Origin of the sequence: Brevibacterium sp. 50QC2O2 (genome assembly GCF_024580675.1) — a bacterium.
In the GTDB taxonomy this organism is placed as follows: Bacteria; Actinomycetota; Actinomycetes; order Actinomycetales; family Brevibacteriaceae; genus Brevibacterium; species Brevibacterium moorei.
Map to the genome: position 1 here is coordinate 71,755 of NZ_JANIJZ010000003.1, position 18,584 is coordinate 90,338.

Sequence of the window (18,584 nt, forward strand, 5' to 3'; positions counted from 1 at the left end):
TGAACGGTGAGTGAACAGCGGTGGAACGAGTCAGGAATGGAGCCGTCAGGGAATCCGCATGCCCCGCTGGCCGTTTAGGAAGCGGCCTCTGCGGAGGCTTGCGTCATCGTTGTCAATGGTACGGGGGTGAGTGTGCCCGTTCGATTAACAGCCTCGGGATAGCGTTTTGGTGCTGGAGGGGTAGGAATCGGAGTGCGTGCCTGACGTCTAGTGAGCTTCTTACCGAGCGATTCGATGAAGGCCACAGTGCGCTCGCAGTTCTTGCCATCGGCCGGTGCGAAAACCTGTTCGACGCGTTCGGCGAATTCCGGCCGGAGCTCACCGGGGGAATCGAGCAGCGCGGGCAGGGATTCTTCGAGTTCGGTGAAGGTCCGGCAGACGGGGCCGAATCCATCCCGATCGTAGTCGAAGTAACCAGGTCGTGTCGTATGGCCTCCTCTGAATACGACCTCCCGATCGAACTGATAGTAGACGACGGGTCGGCGGATCATAGCGGTGTCGAAGGCGATGGAGGAGTAATCGGTGATGACTAGGGCCGCGTTGGCAAGGACCTCTTGGACGTCGTCGGTTTCATAGGAGGCCATGTGAACGTCCTGGGGGATATTGAACCGGTCCAGGTACGGGGTGATATTGGGGTGGGGCATGAACGTGATGGATAATCCGAAAGCACGGGCGAGCGACTGGAGAGTGGTTGAATTCACCACTGTGGTCCAAGCCTGGCAATATTCCGACTGCTCGAAATCGGCAAGCAGGCCGGGAGCACCAGTAGCCGGGTCGACGTCCCCCACTAGGAACTGTCGCCAAGTGGGCATGACTACGATGGATTTAGGATCATTGTGCCGTGCGGCGATCCGGACGAGACGGTCATATCGCGCGAGCCCGGTATTCGCTACCTCGTGAGGTGAGAACTTGTACTCGGACCCTTCGCCGCAAACCGAAGCGTATTCGGCCTGTGTGGTGGTGATAAAGCCCGCGATCGGCTTGGGAGACAGCCAACGGGACAGGTCATCCTTAATTACGCCATGTTGGAGGAAGAAGAACTTCCACTTCCATCCGCCCGTGCGCGGGAATGGGTTGTACACATGTCCATTGGCATGTGAAGAAACGATATGGGTGGCGTTGAGGCAGAGTATTTTCCACAATAGTGAGCCGTGGGCGATGACCCGTTTGTACCCGGCCTTTTTCAGACGGGAGTAGTCTGGCGAGTCCTTGGAGACGACGAACCAGGCGTTGATGTCCCGTCGGTGCTTTCGTAGATAAGTGAAGAGGTGCTCGGCGTTGTCGTGGGCATCGGGGCCCCGGTCCATGAGAACCCAGGCGCGTGAGAACAGGTTTTTGAAAATACGGAGGTTTGCAAGACGTTCTGCATCGCCATCGAAAAATTTGAAAGTTTTACGAGAGGGTGTTTTCCTGGTGGGTAGACTTGATTTAGCTCGATACTTCTCGATTTCTCCTCGGCGTAATGTTAAATATCCTGAAGTGGGCCATGTAAACGTTAAGGGTATTGACTTCCCTGATATGCGTGCCTCGATCTCCCCGTTACTCCATACCCAAACGGTTCGTTCATGGAGCAGAGTTCTTTGGAGATATACGATATCGCGAGTTTTGGAATGATGTGGTTGGGTTGTAAGACCTCGCACGAGGAATTCTTCTTCTGGCTGTGGTCCGGTGAAGCGATAAGTCAGCTTGACTAACCCTTGAGAATGATCCAAGTCGCTAACGAATACTCTGTCCCAATGCCAGGTGACACTGTCGTATCCATGGCTTAGAGCTTCGCGTTGTGACGCTGAGCGCTTGATTAGATCAAAACCTTCTACGACTATGTCTTCAAGGAATGGTCGGATTTTACTTACGAGTTGGTGAAATTTTATACAGGTAGTCTGATCAAGACCTGCAGTCTTCCCGAACATTGACTCTTCGGCACGGAGCACCCAAGTTAATTCATAGATAACCGTGTTTTGAATCCAACGGGGAATAGTGGGTGATAGTCTAGACGCGGAGGTTAGGAGATCAAGATAACCGAATTCAAGTACGTCAGTGTATTTGCGTGGGTCCACTCCTGCTATCTGCAGGGATGAGGTCCCATCGGCTCGACGACGATAATTATATATTGCGGTTCCGACGAACCCGACAAGGCGGTCTCGTTGGTCAAGCAAGTAATGGGCTACGAAATGCCCATCTTCGAATATGGGGCGAATCCGTTTGTCGAAGTGGGTGTTAAGTCGATGGAGTGTTGTGACCCTGAAAAAAGTAGACGCTGCGTGCATGTGGATGAATCGTGGAAACCTATCGATATCGACCAACTGGTCACCACCGGCGAAGCGGAAACGCAGTGGGTGTCTGTCCACTTGTTCTTCACGCCCGTCATCATAGTAATCGTGCTGATGGCCGACAGCCATAATCGCATCAGGGTGCTCTATCAGGAAATCGGAAATACGCTCGAAGTAGTCGTCGGCGACGAAGTCGTCGGGGTCGATGAAAGTGACCCAATCCGCATTACCCACTAATTCCAAGCCGTGGTTACGGGCAGGGCCCTGGCCTGCATTGGTCTGGCTCACTACGGTCACATCGATATCGGTGCGCTGTGCCCAGGTTCGCAGAGTCTGGGCCGAATCGTCCGTAGAGCCATCGTCAACCATAATGACGTGCAACCGCGCATGATCGATTGTCTGCCGGTCCAGTGATCCGGTGAAGTCGCCCAGGAAACGATCGACGTTGTAGACGGCGGAGACCACGGCGAAGGTGGGCAGAGATCGGGCTGAAGCGGATACAGACATGGGCAATTCGGATTCCTTGGTTCGGATCTGGTCGTGGTGCATTACTTCTCGAAACTGCTCTTGACTGGGAAGACGGTCTCGAAGAAGTGGAGTAGGGAGGCGGTGATGGCGTCATTGACCGAGGGATCCGCATTGGTGTCATTGGCGCAGAACACATCCAAGTCCTTCCGCTGTGACAGGCGGGCTAAACGCAGGTCACGGTCCTTCACTGCGATGTCCAGGTAGGCGTAGCGGATGTTCGCCTCCACTGCGCGGCCTCTGGCGTAGGCATCGTAGTGGTACAGGGAACTGGTGATGGACAGGTCGTCGGGATGGCGGAACCTGGAGTGTTCGACCTGCGTGAACATATCGGGGTGTTGTTCTTCCATCCATTCCAGTTCGCGGCGCAACTGCGGATGTGGGGTGTGCTTGAATTTGTTCGTCACGATCCGGCCGTAATTGGTCCGGATGTAGTCGCGGTTGCGCTTTGCCGCTGACATCACCGGCAGATCCCTGGAGCTGGGTGGTTCGATGTCCAGCGGCGCCGCGGACGGGAAGAACTTCGACTGTCCGCTGCCGGTGAAGAAGAGCTCGGGGTTGGTAGGGCGCATGAAGACGATGTCGTCGTTCATGTAGACGTACTTATCGGCCAGCCCGGGTATATGGTGCAGCTGCGATTCGATGGCGTGTGAGTTGAACACGGGCAGGGCGTCGGCATCCGTGAAGATGTCCTTGTGGTCGATCACCTTGATTTTGGGGTTCGAGGTGTCCAGCCAGTCCGGAATCTGTCCATCGGTGACCAGGTAGATCGTACGGACCCAGCTGGCGTAGTACTCGACCGATCGCAGGGAGTACTTCAGCTCATTGCGGCTGATGAACCGGGATGTCACGGTCGCCGTTTCATTGAGCGAGCCGGGGTCCACCGATGCCTCGACGGCGGCGCGTTTGGCCCTCCAGCCCGGATCGTCGCCGTCGACCCAGGTGTAGACGAGGTCGACTGGCCCCTCGACCTCGTACAGATGCGGGCAGTCCCAGGCGATCCGACCATTGTGGTTCTCAACGGTATCGTTCCACCGGTCCGGGACGATGTATTCGACCAGGGTGCGCGGCCTGCTGATCTTCCTGTGTAGAGTCCCCGGAATATGCGTTTCCCCGTCGACCCGGGGCACTCGGTTGTCCAGAATCGCCCACGGCTCGATCGACACGATCTCTTGGTTGGTCGTCATCTGCCGGCCGTTGGCGGCTTCCTGACGGTGGGCCAACCTGATGGAGCCGATCTGGTCAGGGCGGCGCAGAGCTGCGCGGCGGCTCAACGCCCGCCGCTGCACGTTGAGGAAACGGATACTCCAAGAATCCGCCGGGAAATATGCGTCGATATTGCGCACGAAGGGATAGGTCGCGCTTTCGGGAATGACCAGGATGGGAACGAAGGCTCCGACTTGGGGGAGCTGTACGTGCTGGATGCTCAGCGCGTCAAGGGCCGTGGCGACCGCGGCCCTGGTGGCCTCGACATGGGCGCGGGCATCGTAGTGGAAAGAACTGGTAGCGGCTGATTTCTGCGCGCCCGGCCGTTCAGCGGCCCGACCGAAGCCCTCGCGTGCACCGGCTGTGTACACGGCCCCTGCGGTCAACTGCAGCTGCCTTGGCGTCATACGCGACACCATCGTCCGGACGAGCGATGACGTGGCGGTGCGGGGATGTAACACGGGGCTCCGTTCGAGTAGTACCAACTGCAGAACCCATACCGGACGAAGCCGAAAAGTGGGGATCTCGCACCATTATATCCATATGCCCTACCAAAGACGGTCAATTCGGCTAGTGCGTCGCACATGGTGGTCCGAGGATGCGGAAAAGTGGCCTTACGTGCCGCGAGAACTACGGGAGCACAGTCAGCCGTCGATCGGGCGGAACCGCTCCAGCGCGACGATGCGCGGCACGGGGCCCCGGCGCACATGGGCGATGAGGACCTCGCCGGGGTGCAGGTAGGGATCCTCCTGCGGCAGTTCGGTGCGGACCCCGGCCGGCGCGTGCTCGCCCAAGACGTGCAGGATGCTCGGCAGCACGGGCCGGTGGGTGCACACCACGGCCGGCTGTTCCTTGAGCAATAGCTTCTCGATCGTCTTGACGGTCTTCTGCGGCGCCAGGGTGTGCGCCTTCTCCGACAGCGGGGCCAGTAGCCTGACGTTCTTACCGAGGGCCGCGGCGATCGGCTTGACGGTCGCCACACAGCGTTTCCACGGTGATGAGTAGACCCGTTTGATCTTCCAAGCGCTCAACAGCCCGGTCAGTGCCATGGCCTGCACGGTCCCCAGACCCAGCAGGGGGCGAACCGACTCGGTCTCATGCCATTTGGCCCGCGGGAACGCCTTGCCGTGGCGCACCAGGATGAAGGGCCAGGTGAACAGGCTGCCGGTCGCATGGGCCTGCATCAGCCGGGTCAGCTGTTCCCGGTCGGCGTGGGCGCTGAGCCTGCTCAGGGCGGTCTGCGCAGGGCACCAGGCTGCCTCGTCGATCTCCTTGGGATTCTCCGGTGCGGGAGGCGCATCGGATTTCACCTGTGCGGCCCAGTAGGACACGTGCTTGTCCAGCCGCTTGCCGACCGTGTACCGGGCAGCTGGCAGCGGAATGCCCAAGTGGATACGGTACCCGGTTTCCTCGGCGACCTCGCGCACCGCGGTCTCCGGCAGGGTCTCGCCCGGCTCCACCTTGCCCTTGGGCCACGACCAGTCGTTGTACTTGGGCCGGTGGACCAGCAGGACCTCGAGCACTCCGCCGCGTTCGCGCCAGCACACGGCGCCGGCGGCGTAGACGTCCGCACGAACTCCGGCGGATTCCCCTGCGTTCGACACGGCCTGGCTCATCGGCGGCCCCGTGCCATGGTCAGCGGAGTGGGCCGGGCGGTCGGGCCCGGACGCCCGGGCGCTGCGGTGGGCACCGGCGCGCCGGGCTGGGACTGTAGTTCGTCCTCCTCCTGTGCCGTGGTCGCGGCGGTCGTCGGAGCCGAGGCGAGTTGACCGATGGTCGAATCCGTGACGTGCCGGGCCCGCGCGCCGCTCGAACTACTCGCATGGTCCCGCCTGCCGCGTTCGATCAGGGTGAACTGGTAGTCGCGCAGCACCGCTCCGGATTCGCTGCGGGAGTGCCGGGTCCAGGCGCCGTCGGCGTCGAGCCGGAAGCTCGCCGTGCGATTCGAGAAGGCAAGATCGAACAGGTCCTCCACCGCCCCGCGGTGGGCCGGCGTCTCCAACCGGACCAGGGCCTCGACCCTGCGGTCCAGATTGCGGTGCATGAGGTCGGCCGAGCCGATGTAGGCGGTGGATTCCGCACCGGAGCCGAAGACGAAGATGCGCGAATGCTCCAGATAGCGTCCCAGTACGGACCTGACCTCGATGTTCTCCGACAGGCCCGGCACTCCGGGGCGCAGCGAGCAGATGCCGCGGACGAACAGCTGCACCTTCACCCCGGCGCGGGAGGCCAGGTAGAGCGCATCGACCAGGGCCTCGTCGACGATCGAGTTGACCTTGATCCTGATCCGCGCGGGTCTGCCGGCTGCGGCCAGTTCGGTCTGTTGACCGATGAGCTCCAGCAGGCCCTCGCGAACCCGCTGTGGGGAGACCAGCAGGCGGGAGAAATCGGCCAGCGGGGAATAGCCGGAGAGCCGGTTGAACAACTTGCTCAGGTCATCGGCCAGCACGGGATCGGTCGACAGCAGGCCCAGGTCCTCATAGCCGCGGGCGGTCTTGGGATTGTAGTTGCCCGTGCCCACATGGCAGTAACGGCGCAGCCCGTCGGCCTCCCGCCTGACCACCAGGGACAGCTTCGCATGGGTTTTCAGCCCCACCACCCCGTAGACCACGTGGACGCCGGCGCGTTCGAGCTTGCGGGCCCAGATGATATTGGCCTCCTCGTCGAACCGGGCCTTGATCTCCACCACCGCCAGCACCTGCTTGCCCGCCTGCGCGGCGTCGACCAGGGCGTTGACGATGGGGGAGTCGCCCGAGGTCCGGTAGAGCGTCTGCTTGATCGCCAGTACCTGCGGGTCGGTGGCAGCCTGTTCCAGGAAGGCCTGCACGGAGGTGGAGAAGGAATCGTACGGGTGGTGCAGCAGCACCTCGTGTTCGCGCATCGCCTCGAACACATCGACCTGGTCGGAGGACTCCACCGGGGCCAGGTCGCGGTTGGTCTTGGGCACGGCCCGGGGGAAGTGCAGATCGTCGCGTTCGATGTCGACGACGATCCCCAGGCCCCGCATGTCCAGCGGGTCGTCCAGCGTGAAGACCTCGCGCTCGTCGAGTTCGAGCTCGTCGATGAGGATCTCGCGGACCCGCGGGTGCAGGTCCCCGGTGGCCTCCAGGCGCACGGCGGGACCGAAGCGGCGGCGCAGCAGTTCCTTCTCCAGCGCCTTGAGCAGGTTCTCGGTGTCGTCCTCCTCGACTTCCAGATCCTCGTTGCGGGTGACGCGGAAGACGGAGCAGTTGAGGATCTCCATCCCGGTGAACAGCCGCGTCAAGTGCGCGGCGATGAGGTCTTCGAGTTTGAGGAAGCGGGCCGGGGTGTCGGGACCGACCTGGCGCACCCCCCGGTGGGCGGAGACATTGATGAACCGCGGCAGGGTCTGTGGGACCTTGACCCGGGCGAACAGTTCCGCCCCAGTGGTGGGATTGCGCAGCAGCACCCCCAGGTTCAGTGACAACCCGGAGATATAGGGGAAGGGATGCGAGGGATCGACCGCCAGCGGGGTGAGCACGGGGAAGACCTGGCTGGTGAAGAAATCATCGGCCATCGCCCGCTCGTCCCCGTCGAGCTGGTCCATCGTCACGAAGTGGATGCCCTCGTCGGCCAGCCGGGGCCGGATATCGGCGCGGAACAGTTCGACCTGTCGCTCCATCAGTTCCCTGGCCCGCCGGCTGATCTTCGCCATGACGGTCAGGGGCGTCTCGCCGGTCAGGGTGGGCACCGCCAGTCCCGTCTGGATCCGGCGCTTGAGGCCGGCGACGCGGACCATGAAGAACTCGTCGAGGTTCGAGGCGAAGATCGCCAGGAAATTCAATCTCTCCAACAGCGGGATCGATTCGTCGGCGGCCAGGGTCAGGACCCGCTCATTGAAGGCCAGCCAGGACAGTTCCCGATCGAAGAACCGGTCCTTCGGCTCCGGCAGGTTGAAGGCGGTGACGGCCTGCTGGGCGTTGTACATGGCATGTCCTCACATGGTCGGTGCGGTCGGTGCAGCGGGCGGGGCGTAGCTGGCGTGGACGATGCGGTGGCCGAAGCCCAGGGACTCGTAGAGTCGCAGCGCCCTGTCGTTGTCGGACTCGACGTACAGCTCGATCAGGTCGGCCCCGCGGTCCCGCAGATGCGCCATCCCTGCCAGGGTCAGCGCCCTGCCAACCCCGTGGGCGCCGGCGTCCGGATCGACCCCGATGACGTAGACCTCGCCGACGCGCTCGGCCAGCGGGGAGTCGGTGTGCAGCTTGGTCTCGTGGAATCCGATGATCCGCCCTGCCCGCTCGCCGGCGCTCGCCACGGCGAAGAACACATCGGCCGGATCGAAGTCCGGTTCGGCGACCCGTGCGGCGTAGGACTCAGCCGACTGCCGGCCCTGTTCGGGGTGCCAGTCGAAGGCCCGGTTGTTCACCGCGCGCCAGTCGGCCTCGTCGCCGGGGCGGAAGGTGCGGATCTCCACACCTGTGGGAATCTGCGGGGCCGGGATCTCCAGCTCGGCCAGGTCTCCGGTGTGCAGTTGCAGCAGTTCCCGTTCGCGCCGGTAGCCGCGGGCCGCCGCCAGCCGACGGGCTCCCGGATGGTCGCCGTGGGACCAGAACCAGGTGGAATCGACGGCGTCGGGAACGGCCGCCAAGTGCTCCAGCAAAGCGGCGACGAGTCGGGTTCCGGCGCCGGCGCCGCGTGCCGCGGGGGCGATGACGAGTTCGGCGGCGCCGCGCTCGCCCTGGGGTGCGGCCACGGCCCAGCCGATCAGTGCTCCGGCGTCGTCGCGCAGTCCTAGTGTGACGGATTCCGATGCTGCGGCGGCACTCAGCAGACCGTCGGAGATCGGCGCGATCCCATCGGCCGCGGCGGCGGTGCTCAGCAGGGAGCCGACCTCCTCGGTCAGTCCGGTTTCCTCAATCCGCATCCTGGTCCTCCTTCGCGTCATCGGCCTGTTCTGGACTGAAACGGTAGCCCACATTGCGCACCGTCAGGATGGTCGAATCGAGTTCGGGTCCCAGCTTGGCGCGCAGTCGGCGCACGTGCACGTCCACGGTCCGCGTGCCGCCGTAGTAGTCGTAGCCCCACACGTCCTGCAGCAGCTGGGCCCGGGTGAAGGCCCGGCCCGGGTGCTGGGCCAGGTACTTCAGCAGTTCGAACTCCTTGAAGGTCAGGTCGAGGTTCTTCCCGCCGGCGGTGGCGGTGTACGAGTCCTCGTCGATCTCCAGCGAACCCACGACCGTGGGCTGGTTGGACTCCGGTGCAGCGGGTGCCTGGGCGTGCCCTGCGGCCAGTTTGAGGCGGGCGTCGATTTCTGCGGGGCCCGCGCCGGCCAGGATGATGTCAGCGGCACCCCATGCGGGATTCGCGGCGGCCAGCCCGCCCTCGCTGAGCACGATGATGACGGGTGCGGTGATCGACATGGTGCGCAGATAATCCACAACGGTGGCGGTCCGACTCAGATCGGTGGTCGCGTCGAAGATGACGACATCGCTGTGCGGCGCGCGCAGCAGCGAGCCCCCGTCCAGGCTGGACCTGTACACGGTGTGGGGGAGGAAGGTCAGGGCGGCGGGATTGCCCGGGCCGGCCGCGGCACTCACCGGCGCCTGAGTCGGGATGATGTGCAGAATCCGCAAACTACGACTCCCTCCTCATATGTGATGGGCCACCTCTGAAAGAAGTATAACGACCCCACAGCGGCAGGCGGGTTATCACCGTCCGGTTAGGCCCGTGGGCCATGATGGGCCAAAATGGTAGGCGTGATGAACTGGATCCGCGTCGTCGTCGCGTTGTTACTGGCCGTGACCCTGGGCGTGACGAGCGTCTTCGGATACGTGCCCGTGGTGATGGGCTCTGCCCTGGTCGTCGTGTTCATCGCCTTCGGTTGGCCCCGGCTGACCGACACCCCACAGCCGCACATCACCTCGCTCATGCTCGGCCTGTTCGGCCTGGCCGGAATGGCCGCCACCTGGCTGGCCGATCACCCGCCGTACCTCGAATGGTTGCCGATCCTGGCGGCCCTGGGCCTGCTGTGGTCGTTCGTACAGAACCTCTCGCGCGGGATCGATGCGGACAATGCGGTGGCGAATGTGTCCGCGCACGTCGCCGGCGTCGTCATCGTCCTGTCGACCTGCAGCTGGGCCGCGGCGATCAGGTTGGCCGGTGAGCGCAATGCCGTGATCATGGGCCTGGTGGCCATCATGCTGGCCCAGTGCGCGACCGCTATGCCATGGCCCGGCAAGTTCGCCGGCCCCCTGGCCGTGGTGCTGGGAATCGTGGGCGCCAACGCCATCTACTGGCTCGACGGCTCCACCATCGAGCACTGGGGCGCGGCCAACCTGCTGGGCCTGCTGATGGGCCTGGTCGTCATCGTCGTCGACCGGATGCTCGGCAAGATCTCCGAGGCGCCCTATCAGGCCGGCTCCCTGCACAAGTCCCAGAAGCGCCAGAAGGCCAGGCAGTGGGGCGTGCAGTTGGCGCTGGGCGCCACGCCGATCGCGGTGGGCGGAATCGCCGTGTACATCGTCGAGCGGATCCCCGGCATCATCTGAGCCCCGCGGCTTAGGTCCTGCGAAGATGAGCGGGACCGTGCGGACGCGTACACTTAGGGCCATGCAGACTCTGGAAATCATCTTCGAAGCACTCGTCGCCATCGCCGGTCTGGGCGCCCTGGGTGTGGCCGTCAAGGTCGTCACCAGCCTGTTCAAGGCCAAGCGCTAATCCCCATGGCATTCACCCTCGACGCGGATCTCAATCCCGAACTCGTCCCACTGTCCTGGCTCATCGGGTCGTGGGAGGGCGTGGGCGTGGTCGGCTACGGCGATGCCCCGAATACCCAGTTCGGTCAGCGGATCGACTTCGTCGACCCCGCCGGCGCGCCCTACCTGCACTACACGGCGCAGTCCTGGCTGCTCGACGAATCCGGGCAGATCGGGGACACCCTGAGCCTGGAGACGGGGATCTGGCAGCTGGTCCGTCCGCGGGCCGACCACGATGCCGGCCCCGGCCTGCTCGCGCCCACCGCCGCCTCGCCCTTCACCACGGCCGAAGCCGTGGAATCCATGCGGCGGGAATCGGGCGACTTCGGGTTGGAGGTCTCGATCGTGCAACCCCACGGCATCGTGGAGCTCTACACCGGTCGCGTCGACGGGCCGCGCATCGACCTGAGCACCGATATCGTCGCCCGCACCAAGACCAGCAAGGACTACCGCGCCTCGACGCGGATGTACGGCCTGGTCGAGGGCGACCTCCTGTGGGCCTGGGATATGGCGGCACTGGGTCGTGAACTGGGCTCCCACGCATCGGCCCGCCTCAAGCGGGTCGCATGAGGTGGCGCGACTGAGCACCGGACCCACGACACGGGGCCGGGTACCGCGGAGGCACTGGGTGCTTCCGCTGTGCCTGGCCCTTGTCGTCGTGGTGCTGCTCGGCGCCGCCGTCACTGCGCTGGCCGCCGTGCGGATCGGTCGGCTGAGCGAGGACCTGCAGCGGGCGGGCGATGCCGCCGGCGCGTATTTCACAGCCCTGCGCGAGGACCCGGACGCGGCCCAGGGACACCTGGACACGGCGAACCGGGAGCTCACCGCGGCTCGCTCGGACATCGACCAGGTCCCCTTCCCCCAGACGCGGTGGGTTCCGGGCCTGGGCGGTAACATCACGGCGATCGGCACGCTGATCGATCAACTCACCCACCTGGCCGACGATGCCGGGCCCACCCTGACGCAGGCGGCCCAGGTCATCGATTTCTCGACCGGTCGGGTCCGCGGGGTCGATTCCCCCGCGCAGATCCCCGAGCGGCTGGGGACCTCGGTGCGGGTGTTGAAGAACCTGCCAGACGCCCTGGAGACATTCGACGCGGCGCGTGCCGAACTCGGCCGGATCGACACGACCGGCCTGTTGCCGCCGGTGCGAGACGGCGTCGATACGATGCGCGGGGGACTCGAGTCCGCGGCCGAGGACATCTCGGGCGCGCGCACCGCGGTGACCACCCTGGCGCCCCTGCTGCGGCATCTGCCCGGCTGAGTCCAACCGACATTTGGAGGAACATGAACGCCCTGCGCTTCAACCGCACCGCGGCCGTCTACGGCATCGGAGCCGCTGCCGACGAGGTCGCCCACTTCGGCATTCCGCTGCGCGAGCAGCGCCTGCTGGCGGCCGGACGCGCGATCGCGGACCTGTCCGCGATCCGGATCCTGACGCTGACCGGACCCGACAGACTGACGTGGCTGAACTCGATCACCTCCCAGAAGCTCGACGACCTGGCCCCCGGGACGTCGACGGAGACCCTGGTCCTGAGCCCCACCGGGCACATCGAGCACTGGCTGCGGGTCTATGCGGCCGAGGACCGGCTGTGGCTGCTCTCCGAGATGGACACGGACGGGGCGATCGCCTGGCTCGAATCCATGAAGTTCATGCTGCGCGTGGAACTGACCGATGTATCCGCGGACTATCAGGCAGTCGGTACCGTGGGCCCGGCCCCCGCCGGATTGGACGCCGCAGTCGAATGGAACGACCCGTGGCCACGCGTCCTGCCAGGCGGAGCCTCCTATGCCGCGGTCGATGCGGCCGGTCCCACCGCCGACGAGCACCCGGGGTGGGAAACCGACTTCCGGATCCAGCTCGTTCCGGTCGAGGGGCTGCGCGATTTCGATCCGGCTGCCGCAGGACTCGAAGTGGCCGGCCGCGAGGCCTGGGACGCACTGCGCATCGAGGCCTGGCGGCCGGGGCCGGCCGAAGTCGACCACCGGGTGCTCGTCGGCGAGATCGACGCGCTGCGCACCGCGGTGCACCTGGCCAAGGGCTGCTACCGCGGACAGGAGGCGGTGGCGCGCGTGCACAATCTGGGACAGGTGCCGCGCCGCCTGGTGTTCCTGCACTTGGACGGATCGGGCCACAGTCTGCCCGATCCCGGAGCCGAGGTGACCGCCGAGGTGCGCGGTGCCAGGCGGCCGGTGGGACATGTGACCTCGGTGGCGCTGCACCACGAGCTGGGACCGATCGCCCTGGCCCTGGTCAAGCGCACGCTGGCGCCCGAGGCGCCCCTGCAGGTGGCGGGCCGGGACGAGGAAATCGTCACCGCGGCACAGACCACGATCGTGGCACCCGGCAGGGACAACAGGACAGGTGCGCCGCGATTGAACCGCGACGTCGACGCCAGGAGCCGGTGAGGCGGAGGCCACGGGGTCCGGCTATCCTTGAGAGTATGAGCACACTCGAAAAGGGCGGCCCCGCCCTGCCCCAGGAACGTAAAGTAGTCACCTCGATCCCCGGACCCAAGTCCCTGGAGTTGGAGGCCCGCCGCGGCAAGGCCGTGCCGGCCGGCGTCGGAGCCTCCTTCCCCGCCTACGTCGTCGCAGCCGGCGGTGGCATCATCAAGGACATCGACGGCAACCAGATCATCGATCTGGGCTCCGGCATCGCCGTGACCACCGTGGGCAATTCGAATCCCCGTGTTGTGCAGCGAGCCAAGGACCAGCTGGACGCCTTCACCCACACCTGCGCCATGGTCAACCCCTATGAGAGCTACATCGAGGTCGCCGAGGCGCTCAACCGCCTGACCCCCGGCGATCACGACAAGCGCTCGGTGCTGCTGAACTCGGGCGCGGAGGCGGTGGAGAACGCGGTGAAGATCGCGCGCTCCTACACCAAGCGCGACGCCGTCGTGGTCTTCGACCACGCCTACCACGGACGCACCAACCTGACGATGGCGATGACCGCCAAGGCCAAGCCCTACAAGACCGGTTTCGGCCCCTTCGCCGGCGAGGTCTACCGCGCACCCATGTCGTACCCCTTCCGCGACAACTTCGCGGCCAATACCAAGGTCTCCGGTGAAGAGGCCGCCGCGCGCGTCATCGCGATGATCGACAACCAGATCGGCGGGGAGAACGTCGCGGCGATCGTCATCGAGCCCATCCAGGGCGAGGGCGGTTTCATCGTCCCGGCCGAGGGCTTCCTGCCGGCACTGGTCGAATACGCGCACGCCAACGGCATCGTGTTCGTCGCCGACGAGGTCCAGGCCGGCTTCGCCCGCACCGGCAAGATGTTCGCCTGCGAATGGGAGGGCATCGTCCCCGACCTCATCACCACCGCCAAGGGCATCGCCGGCGGCCTGCCGCTGTCGGCGGTGACCGGCCGCGCCGAGATCATGGACGCCGTGCCCGGCGGCGGCCTGGGCGGGACCTACGGTGGCAACCCGACGGCCTGCGCCGCAGCACTTGGCGCGATCGAATCCTATGAGCAGGACGGCCTGGCCGACCGCGCCCTGGAGCTCGGCGAACTCATCGTCACGCGCCTGGAGAAGATGCAGGCGAGCCACCCCGAACTGGGCGAACTGCGCGGCCGTGGGGCCATGCAGGCAGTCGAGTTCGTCAAGGCCGGCACCATGGAGCCGAACGCCGAACTGGCCGACAAGCTGGCGGCCTACGCCGCCGAACGCGGAGTCCTGGTGCTGGTCACCGGCACCTTCCACTCGGTCATCCGCTTCCTGCCGCCGCTGTCGATCTCGGATGCGCTCATCAACGACGCCTTCGATGTGCTCGAGGCCGGCCTCGACGAGATCCTGGGTAAGTGATCCGGTCAGTGATCCGACCGGTCCGCTGAGTCCGGCGGACCACCGGGAGCCCCCGCACCGCAGTCCTTCCCCCGCACGGGAATACTCCGGTGCGGGGGCTCCTTGTCTCTGGTATGACGCAAAACCTCGAACTCTCAGTCCTCGACCTCATCCCCGTGCGCGGGGAGCAGACCACGGGGCAGGCCCTGGCGGCCAGCCACGAGCTGGTGCTGCGGGCCGATGCCCTGGGCTATACGCGCTATTGGACAGCCGAACACCACAACATGCCATCGGTCGCCTCGACCACTCCGGGTGTCGAGCTCATGTACCTGGGCCAGGGCACGGACCGGATCCGCCTGGGCTCCGGGGGAGTGATGCTGCCCAATCACGCACCCCTGGCGATCGCCGAACAGTTCTCCCTGCTCAATGCGGTCTACGGCGACCGCATCGATCTGGGGCTCGGCCGGGCCCCGGGCACCGACCCGGTCACCTCCGCGGCGATGCGCGGGCACCTGGGCCAGGCCCAGCTGGTCGACGGCGACGGGCACGTGGTCGATCCGGTGCAGGCCTTCCCCCAGCACATCATGGACATGCTGGCCCTGCTCGGCCCGGACGGCGCACAGGTCGAGCTCTACGGCGGCCGGGCCCAGCCGCTGCGCGCGACCCCGCACGCGGACTCCTTCGCCCAGGTCTGGCTGCTGGGCTCCAGCGGCTATTCGGCACAGCTGGCGGCGGCTCTGGGGCTGCCCTATGTGTTCGCCCACCACTTCTCCGGACACGGCACGGCCTCGGCGCTGAAACTCTACCGCGATGGCTTCAGCGCCACCGCAACCGGCGCCGGACAGGACCCCACGCCCGCGCCCCGGACCTTCCTGACCGTCAATGTGGTGACCGCAGACACCGCGGCCGAGGCCGCCGAACTGGCCGAACCCTATATGTACACGATGGCGAATCTGCGCGTCGGCGCTCCGCTGCGCACCCTGCCGAGCGTGGGCACGGAGGTCCGCGGGCTGATCACGGATGCGCACCGGCAGGTGATGGACACGATGCTGCAGTCCTGGGTCGTCGGGGACGCGGATGACTCGGCCGCCAGGATCCGGCAGTTGGCCGAGGATTTCAAGGTCGACGAGGTGATGATCCATCCGGTGGCGGGCTCCCGGGCGGACGAGCCGCTCGATCGCACCCCCGCCCGGGTGCGCACCCTCGAACTGCTGGCGCAGCGGCTGCTCTGACCGGATCCGCCGCCCGGCCCGGCGCTACTCCCGGAACCGTCCCCAGCGGTGCGGCTCAGTGTCGGCCGCGGGAGGCGCCGGGGGCCGGCTGGGTGCTCAGGCTCAGGGCCCGCTGCATATCGTCGAGCAGTTCCACCACCAGCCGACGCTGCGCGGCGGGGGCCGTGGGATGGTCCGCAAGCCAGTCGGTGGTCAGCTCGACGACCCGTGCGGGGCGGCTCGACCAGCTGGGGTAGAGCCCCAGCAGCAGTCGCTTGCCGATCTCGATCGAGCGCTCAGGACCCACCCAGAAGGTGTCGAGCCGGGTGAAGTACTCCTCGACGAAACTCTCGGTCAGAGGCAGGGCCGCGGGGACGGAGAAGCCGCGGATCAGGGCTGACAGTTCGTCGTTGGACAGCGTCGGGTCGCTCGTGGCCTGCGTGAAAGCGCGCATTTTGACGATCGGCAGTGGCCTGGCGGCACGGGCGGTGATGCCGCTGAGCACCCCGGAACCGGTCCGATCGCCGGCCTCCTCGGCGTCGATGTCGTCGTAGTCGGCCCAGCCCAGGGCCACCAGCGCGATCAGCGCGGTCCACCGCAGGTGGTGGTCGACCCGCAGGCCGGCGGTGGCCTCGCCCATCCGGCTGCCCACCGGGACGCTGAGCAGCTGCGAGGCGAAGGCGCGCCCGGCCGCCACCGCGGGACCGGGTTCCGCGGTCACCACCGAGCGGCGGACCAGTGCCAGGACGAGTTCCGCCAGGCCCAACTGGGTATCGGAGTCCTGTGTGCTCAGGCGTAGCGCGTCCAGGGCCGATCCCAGCATGTCCTCGAGCGCGGTGGACTGCGCATCGGCCGGGGTCCACCTGTCGAAGGCGGTCAGCGCCTGGGTGCGCAGCCCGGCGAAGATGCCGGCGTGGTGTTCACGGCCCAGCCCGGCGGCGTAGGCGGCGAGGAAGTCGGTCGCCGGCAACAGTCCGTCACGGGTGGCGTTCGACAGCGCCGACCAGATCAGTGCGCGGTCCAGCGGGTCCGCCAGGCCGGAGACCGCGGCCAGTGCGGTCTGCGTCGACTGCTGGTCCAGGCGGACCTTGACGAAGTCGTCGTCTCCGTGGTTGAGCAGCAGCAGATCGGGCCGCGCGATACCGGCCAGTTCCGGCACCGACTGCTGGGCCCCGGCCATGTCGAGGCGCCAGGTGCCGGCGGCCTCGAGGCGCCTGCGACTGCGGTTGAACCCGGCCAGCTGGAGCGTGTGCGGGCGCACCACCTGTGTCCCATCGGAGTTGCGCTGGGTCACGGTGGCCTGTGCGATGGTCGGCGCGGTGGCGGAACCGCGGGCCCGGGCGGAGCCGGCCAGCCGGGCGCCGGCCCCGGCGGAGGCGGGGACCTCGGAGGCCAGCCGGACGTCCAGGGACATCTCGGACATCCCCGTGGTCTGCAGCCAGGCGGCGGCCCAGGCCCGCACATCGCGCTGTGGCGCCGCGGCCTGCAGCGCGGTCAGGAAGTCCTCGAGCGTGGTGTTGGAGAACTCGTGGGCCCGGAAGTAGGCCCTGGCCCCGGCGCGGAAGGCATCCCGGCCGACATAGGCGACCAGCTGTTTGAGAACCGCGGCGCCCTTGGCGTAGGTGATTCCGTCGAAGTTCAGCTTCGCGGCCTCGACATCGGGGATGTCGGCGACGATCGGGTGGGTCGTGGGGTACTGGTCCTGTCGGTACGCCCAGTCCTTGCGCCGCAGCGCAAAGGACACCCAGCCGTCGGTGTACTCGGTCGCCTCGGCCAGGGCCAGGCCGCCCATGTAATCGGCGAAGGACTCCTTGAGCCACAGATCGTCCCACCAGCGCATCGTGACCAGATCGCCGAACCACATATGCGTCATCTCGTGCAGGATCGTGTTCGCCCGCGATTCGTACTGGGTCCGGGTGACGGCGTCACGGTACAGGTAGGAATCGGTGAAGGTCACCAGGCCGGGATTCTCCATCGCGCCGAGGTTGTACTCGGGTACGAAGATCTGATCGTACTTGCCCCACGGGTAGGGGTAGTCGAAGAAATCGTGGTAGAAGTCCAGGCCGGACTTCGTGATCGCGAAGATCTCGGCTGCGTCCATGTGGTCGGCCAGCGAGGCGCGGGCGAAGACACCCAGCTCGATTCGCTGACCGGTGGCCGGATGGGTGTAGACGTCGTGGGCGGCCGCGTAGTCGCCCACGGCCACGCAGGTGATGTAGCTGGACTGGCGCTTCGTCGTGGCGAAGACATGGCGCACGATCCGTGCCGACTGGTCTCCGGCGGGGGCCTCGGCCCCGGCGTCCGACGCGGGCACCACGGTACCGTTGGACAGGGCCACCAGATCGTCTGGGGCGCTGATGCGGAAGTCGAAGGTGGCCTTGAGATCCGGCTGGTCGAAGTTCGCGAAGACGCGACGGGCATCCGTCGGTTCGAACTGGGTGTACGTGTAGACCAGGCCGTCTGCCGGGTCGAAGAACCTGTGCAGTCCCTCGCCGGAACGCGAATACCGGGCCCGGCCCTCGACTATCAGCGTATTGCCGCCGGGCACCACCGGGAAGGCGATGCGCGCCCCGTCGAAGGCCTCGGCCGGATCGAGTTCCGTCTCGCCGATGCGCACGCGCTCGACGGAATCGGCGATGAAGTCGATGAAGGTGGTGCCCGCGTCGCGCGCGGTGAACGTGACAGTTGTGGTGGAACCGAAGGTCATCGCACTGCGGTCCCTGATATTCGCCAGGTCCAGCTCGACCGTGTACGTGTGAACCGTCAGCAGCGCTGCCCGGGCCTGTGCCTCGGCACGAGTGAGATTCGTCGTCATCGCTTGAGGAATTCGCCTTTCCGATCTTGCCGTGTCCCTGTGCCGCG

At 65.9% G+C, this 18,584-nt stretch carries 13 protein-coding genes; 6 read left to right on the top strand and 7 right to left on the bottom strand.

Annotated features, from left to right (window positions below; all coding sequences use genetic code 11):
• Positions 1-74 precede the first annotated feature (74 nt).
• The 6 genes from NQ038_RS03455 to NQ038_RS03480 all read right to left on the bottom strand — a co-directional run bounded on the left by NQ038_RS03455 (position 75) and on the right by NQ038_RS03480 (position 9,598).
• Positions 75-2,819 carry a CDP-glycerol glycerophosphotransferase family protein gene (locus NQ038_RS03455; protein WP_257048805.1) on the bottom strand — a complete coding sequence of 915 codons (2,745 nt, stop codon included), beginning with the start codon at positions 2,817-2,819 and terminating at the stop codon, positions 75-77.
• Positions 2,819-4,408, bottom strand: a complete 1,590-nt coding sequence (locus NQ038_RS03460; RefSeq protein ID WP_257048804.1) for a stealth family protein — start codon at positions 4,406-4,408, stop codon at positions 2,819-2,821. Before NQ038_RS03460 ends, NQ038_RS03455 begins: the two co-directional genes overlap by 1 nt.
• 237 nt (positions 4,409-4,645) lie before the next feature.
• The gene (locus tag NQ038_RS03465; protein WP_257048803.1) at positions 4,646-5,617 is read right to left on the bottom strand and encodes a bifunctional NUDIX hydrolase/histidine phosphatase family protein; all 972 of its coding nucleotides are present in this window, start codon (positions 5,615-5,617) and stop codon (positions 4,646-4,648) included.
• On the bottom strand, positions 5,614-7,950 hold the full coding sequence (locus NQ038_RS03470) for an RNA degradosome polyphosphate kinase (RefSeq protein ID WP_257048802.1): 2,337 nt from the start codon (positions 7,948-7,950) through the stop codon (positions 5,614-5,616). Before NQ038_RS03470 ends, NQ038_RS03465 begins: the two co-directional genes overlap by 4 nt.
• Positions 7,951-7,959: 9 nt before the next feature.
• Positions 7,960-8,889 carry a mycothiol synthase gene (gene mshD / locus NQ038_RS03475; protein ID WP_257048800.1) on the bottom strand — a complete coding sequence of 310 codons (930 nt, stop codon included), beginning with the start codon at positions 8,887-8,889 and terminating at the stop codon, positions 7,960-7,962.
• On the bottom strand, positions 8,879-9,598 hold the full coding sequence (locus NQ038_RS03480) for a response regulator transcription factor (RefSeq protein WP_257048798.1): 720 nt from the start codon (positions 9,596-9,598) through the stop codon (positions 8,879-8,881). Before NQ038_RS03480 ends, mshD begins: the two co-directional genes overlap by 11 nt.
• 126 nt (positions 9,599-9,724) lie before the next feature.
• Between NQ038_RS03480 and NQ038_RS03485 the strand changes: the two genes are divergently transcribed.
• From NQ038_RS03485 to NQ038_RS03510, 6 genes are all read left to right on the top strand, one after another.
• On the top strand, positions 9,725-10,513 hold the full coding sequence (locus NQ038_RS03485) for an ammonia permease (protein WP_257048878.1): 789 nt from the start codon (positions 9,725-9,727) through the stop codon (positions 10,511-10,513).
• A 174-nt stretch (positions 10,514-10,687) separates the two neighbouring features.
• Positions 10,688-11,290: an FABP family protein gene (locus NQ038_RS03490; RefSeq protein WP_257048797.1), complete on the top strand. Its 603-nt coding sequence runs from the start codon at positions 10,688-10,690 to the stop codon at positions 11,288-11,290.
• 58 nt (positions 11,291-11,348) lie between these two features.
• On the top strand, positions 11,349-11,984 hold the full coding sequence (locus NQ038_RS03495; protein ID WP_257048796.1) for a hypothetical protein: 636 nt from the start codon (positions 11,349-11,351) through the stop codon (positions 11,982-11,984).
• A 23-nt stretch (positions 11,985-12,007) separates the two neighbouring features.
• Positions 12,008-13,129: a folate-binding protein YgfZ gene (locus NQ038_RS03500; protein ID WP_257048794.1), complete on the top strand. Its 1,122-nt coding sequence runs from the start codon at positions 12,008-12,010 to the stop codon at positions 13,127-13,129.
• A gap of 35 nt (positions 13,130-13,164) precedes the next feature.
• Complete coding sequence (gene gabT, locus NQ038_RS03505; RefSeq protein ID WP_257048792.1) at positions 13,165-14,532, top strand: 4-aminobutyrate--2-oxoglutarate transaminase; 1,368 nt, start codon at positions 13,165-13,167, stop codon at positions 14,530-14,532.
• A 113-nt stretch (positions 14,533-14,645) separates the two neighbouring features.
• Complete coding sequence (locus NQ038_RS03510) at positions 14,646-15,743, top strand: LLM class flavin-dependent oxidoreductase (RefSeq protein ID WP_257048790.1); 1,098 nt, start codon at positions 14,646-14,648, stop codon at positions 15,741-15,743.
• A gap of 55 nt (positions 15,744-15,798) precedes the next feature.
• Here the strand turns inward: NQ038_RS03510 and pepN are convergent, their stop codons facing one another.
• Positions 15,799-18,537, bottom strand: a complete 2,739-nt coding sequence (gene pepN / locus NQ038_RS03515) for an aminopeptidase N (protein ID WP_257048789.1) — start codon at positions 18,535-18,537, stop codon at positions 15,799-15,801.
• Positions 18,538-18,584: the final 47 nt, after the last annotated feature.

Coding starts and splice junctions, on each gene's coding strand:
- NQ038_RS03455 (WP_257048805.1), bottom strand. CDS start 2,819: ATGCACCACGACCAGATCCGAACCAAGGAATCCGAATTGCCCATGTCT.
- NQ038_RS03460 (WP_257048804.1), bottom strand. CDS start 4,408: ATGACGCCAAGGCAGCTGCAGTTGACCGCAGGGGCCGTGTACACAGCC.
- NQ038_RS03465 (WP_257048803.1), bottom strand. CDS start 5,617: ATGAGCCAGGCCGTGTCGAACGCAGGGGAATCCGCCGGAGTTCGTGCG.
- NQ038_RS03470 (WP_257048802.1), bottom strand. CDS start 7,950: ATGTACAACGCCCAGCAGGCCGTCACCGCCTTCAACCTGCCGGAGCCG.
- mshD (WP_257048800.1), bottom strand. CDS start 8,889: ATGCGGATTGAGGAAACCGGACTGACCGAGGAGGTCGGCTCCCTGCTG.
- NQ038_RS03485 (WP_257048878.1), top strand. CDS start 9,725: ATGAACTGGATCCGCGTCGTCGTCGCGTTGTTACTGGCCGTGACCCTG.
- NQ038_RS03490 (WP_257048797.1), top strand. CDS start 10,688: ATGGCATTCACCCTCGACGCGGATCTCAATCCCGAACTCGTCCCACTG.
- NQ038_RS03500 (WP_257048794.1), top strand. CDS start 12,008: ATGAACGCCCTGCGCTTCAACCGCACCGCGGCCGTCTACGGCATCGGA.
- gabT (WP_257048792.1), top strand. CDS start 13,165: ATGAGCACACTCGAAAAGGGCGGCCCCGCCCTGCCCCAGGAACGTAAA.
- NQ038_RS03510 (WP_257048790.1), top strand. CDS start 14,646: ATGACGCAAAACCTCGAACTCTCAGTCCTCGACCTCATCCCCGTGCGC.
- pepN (WP_257048789.1), bottom strand. CDS start 18,537: ATGACGACGAATCTCACTCGTGCCGAGGCACAGGCCCGGGCAGCGCTG.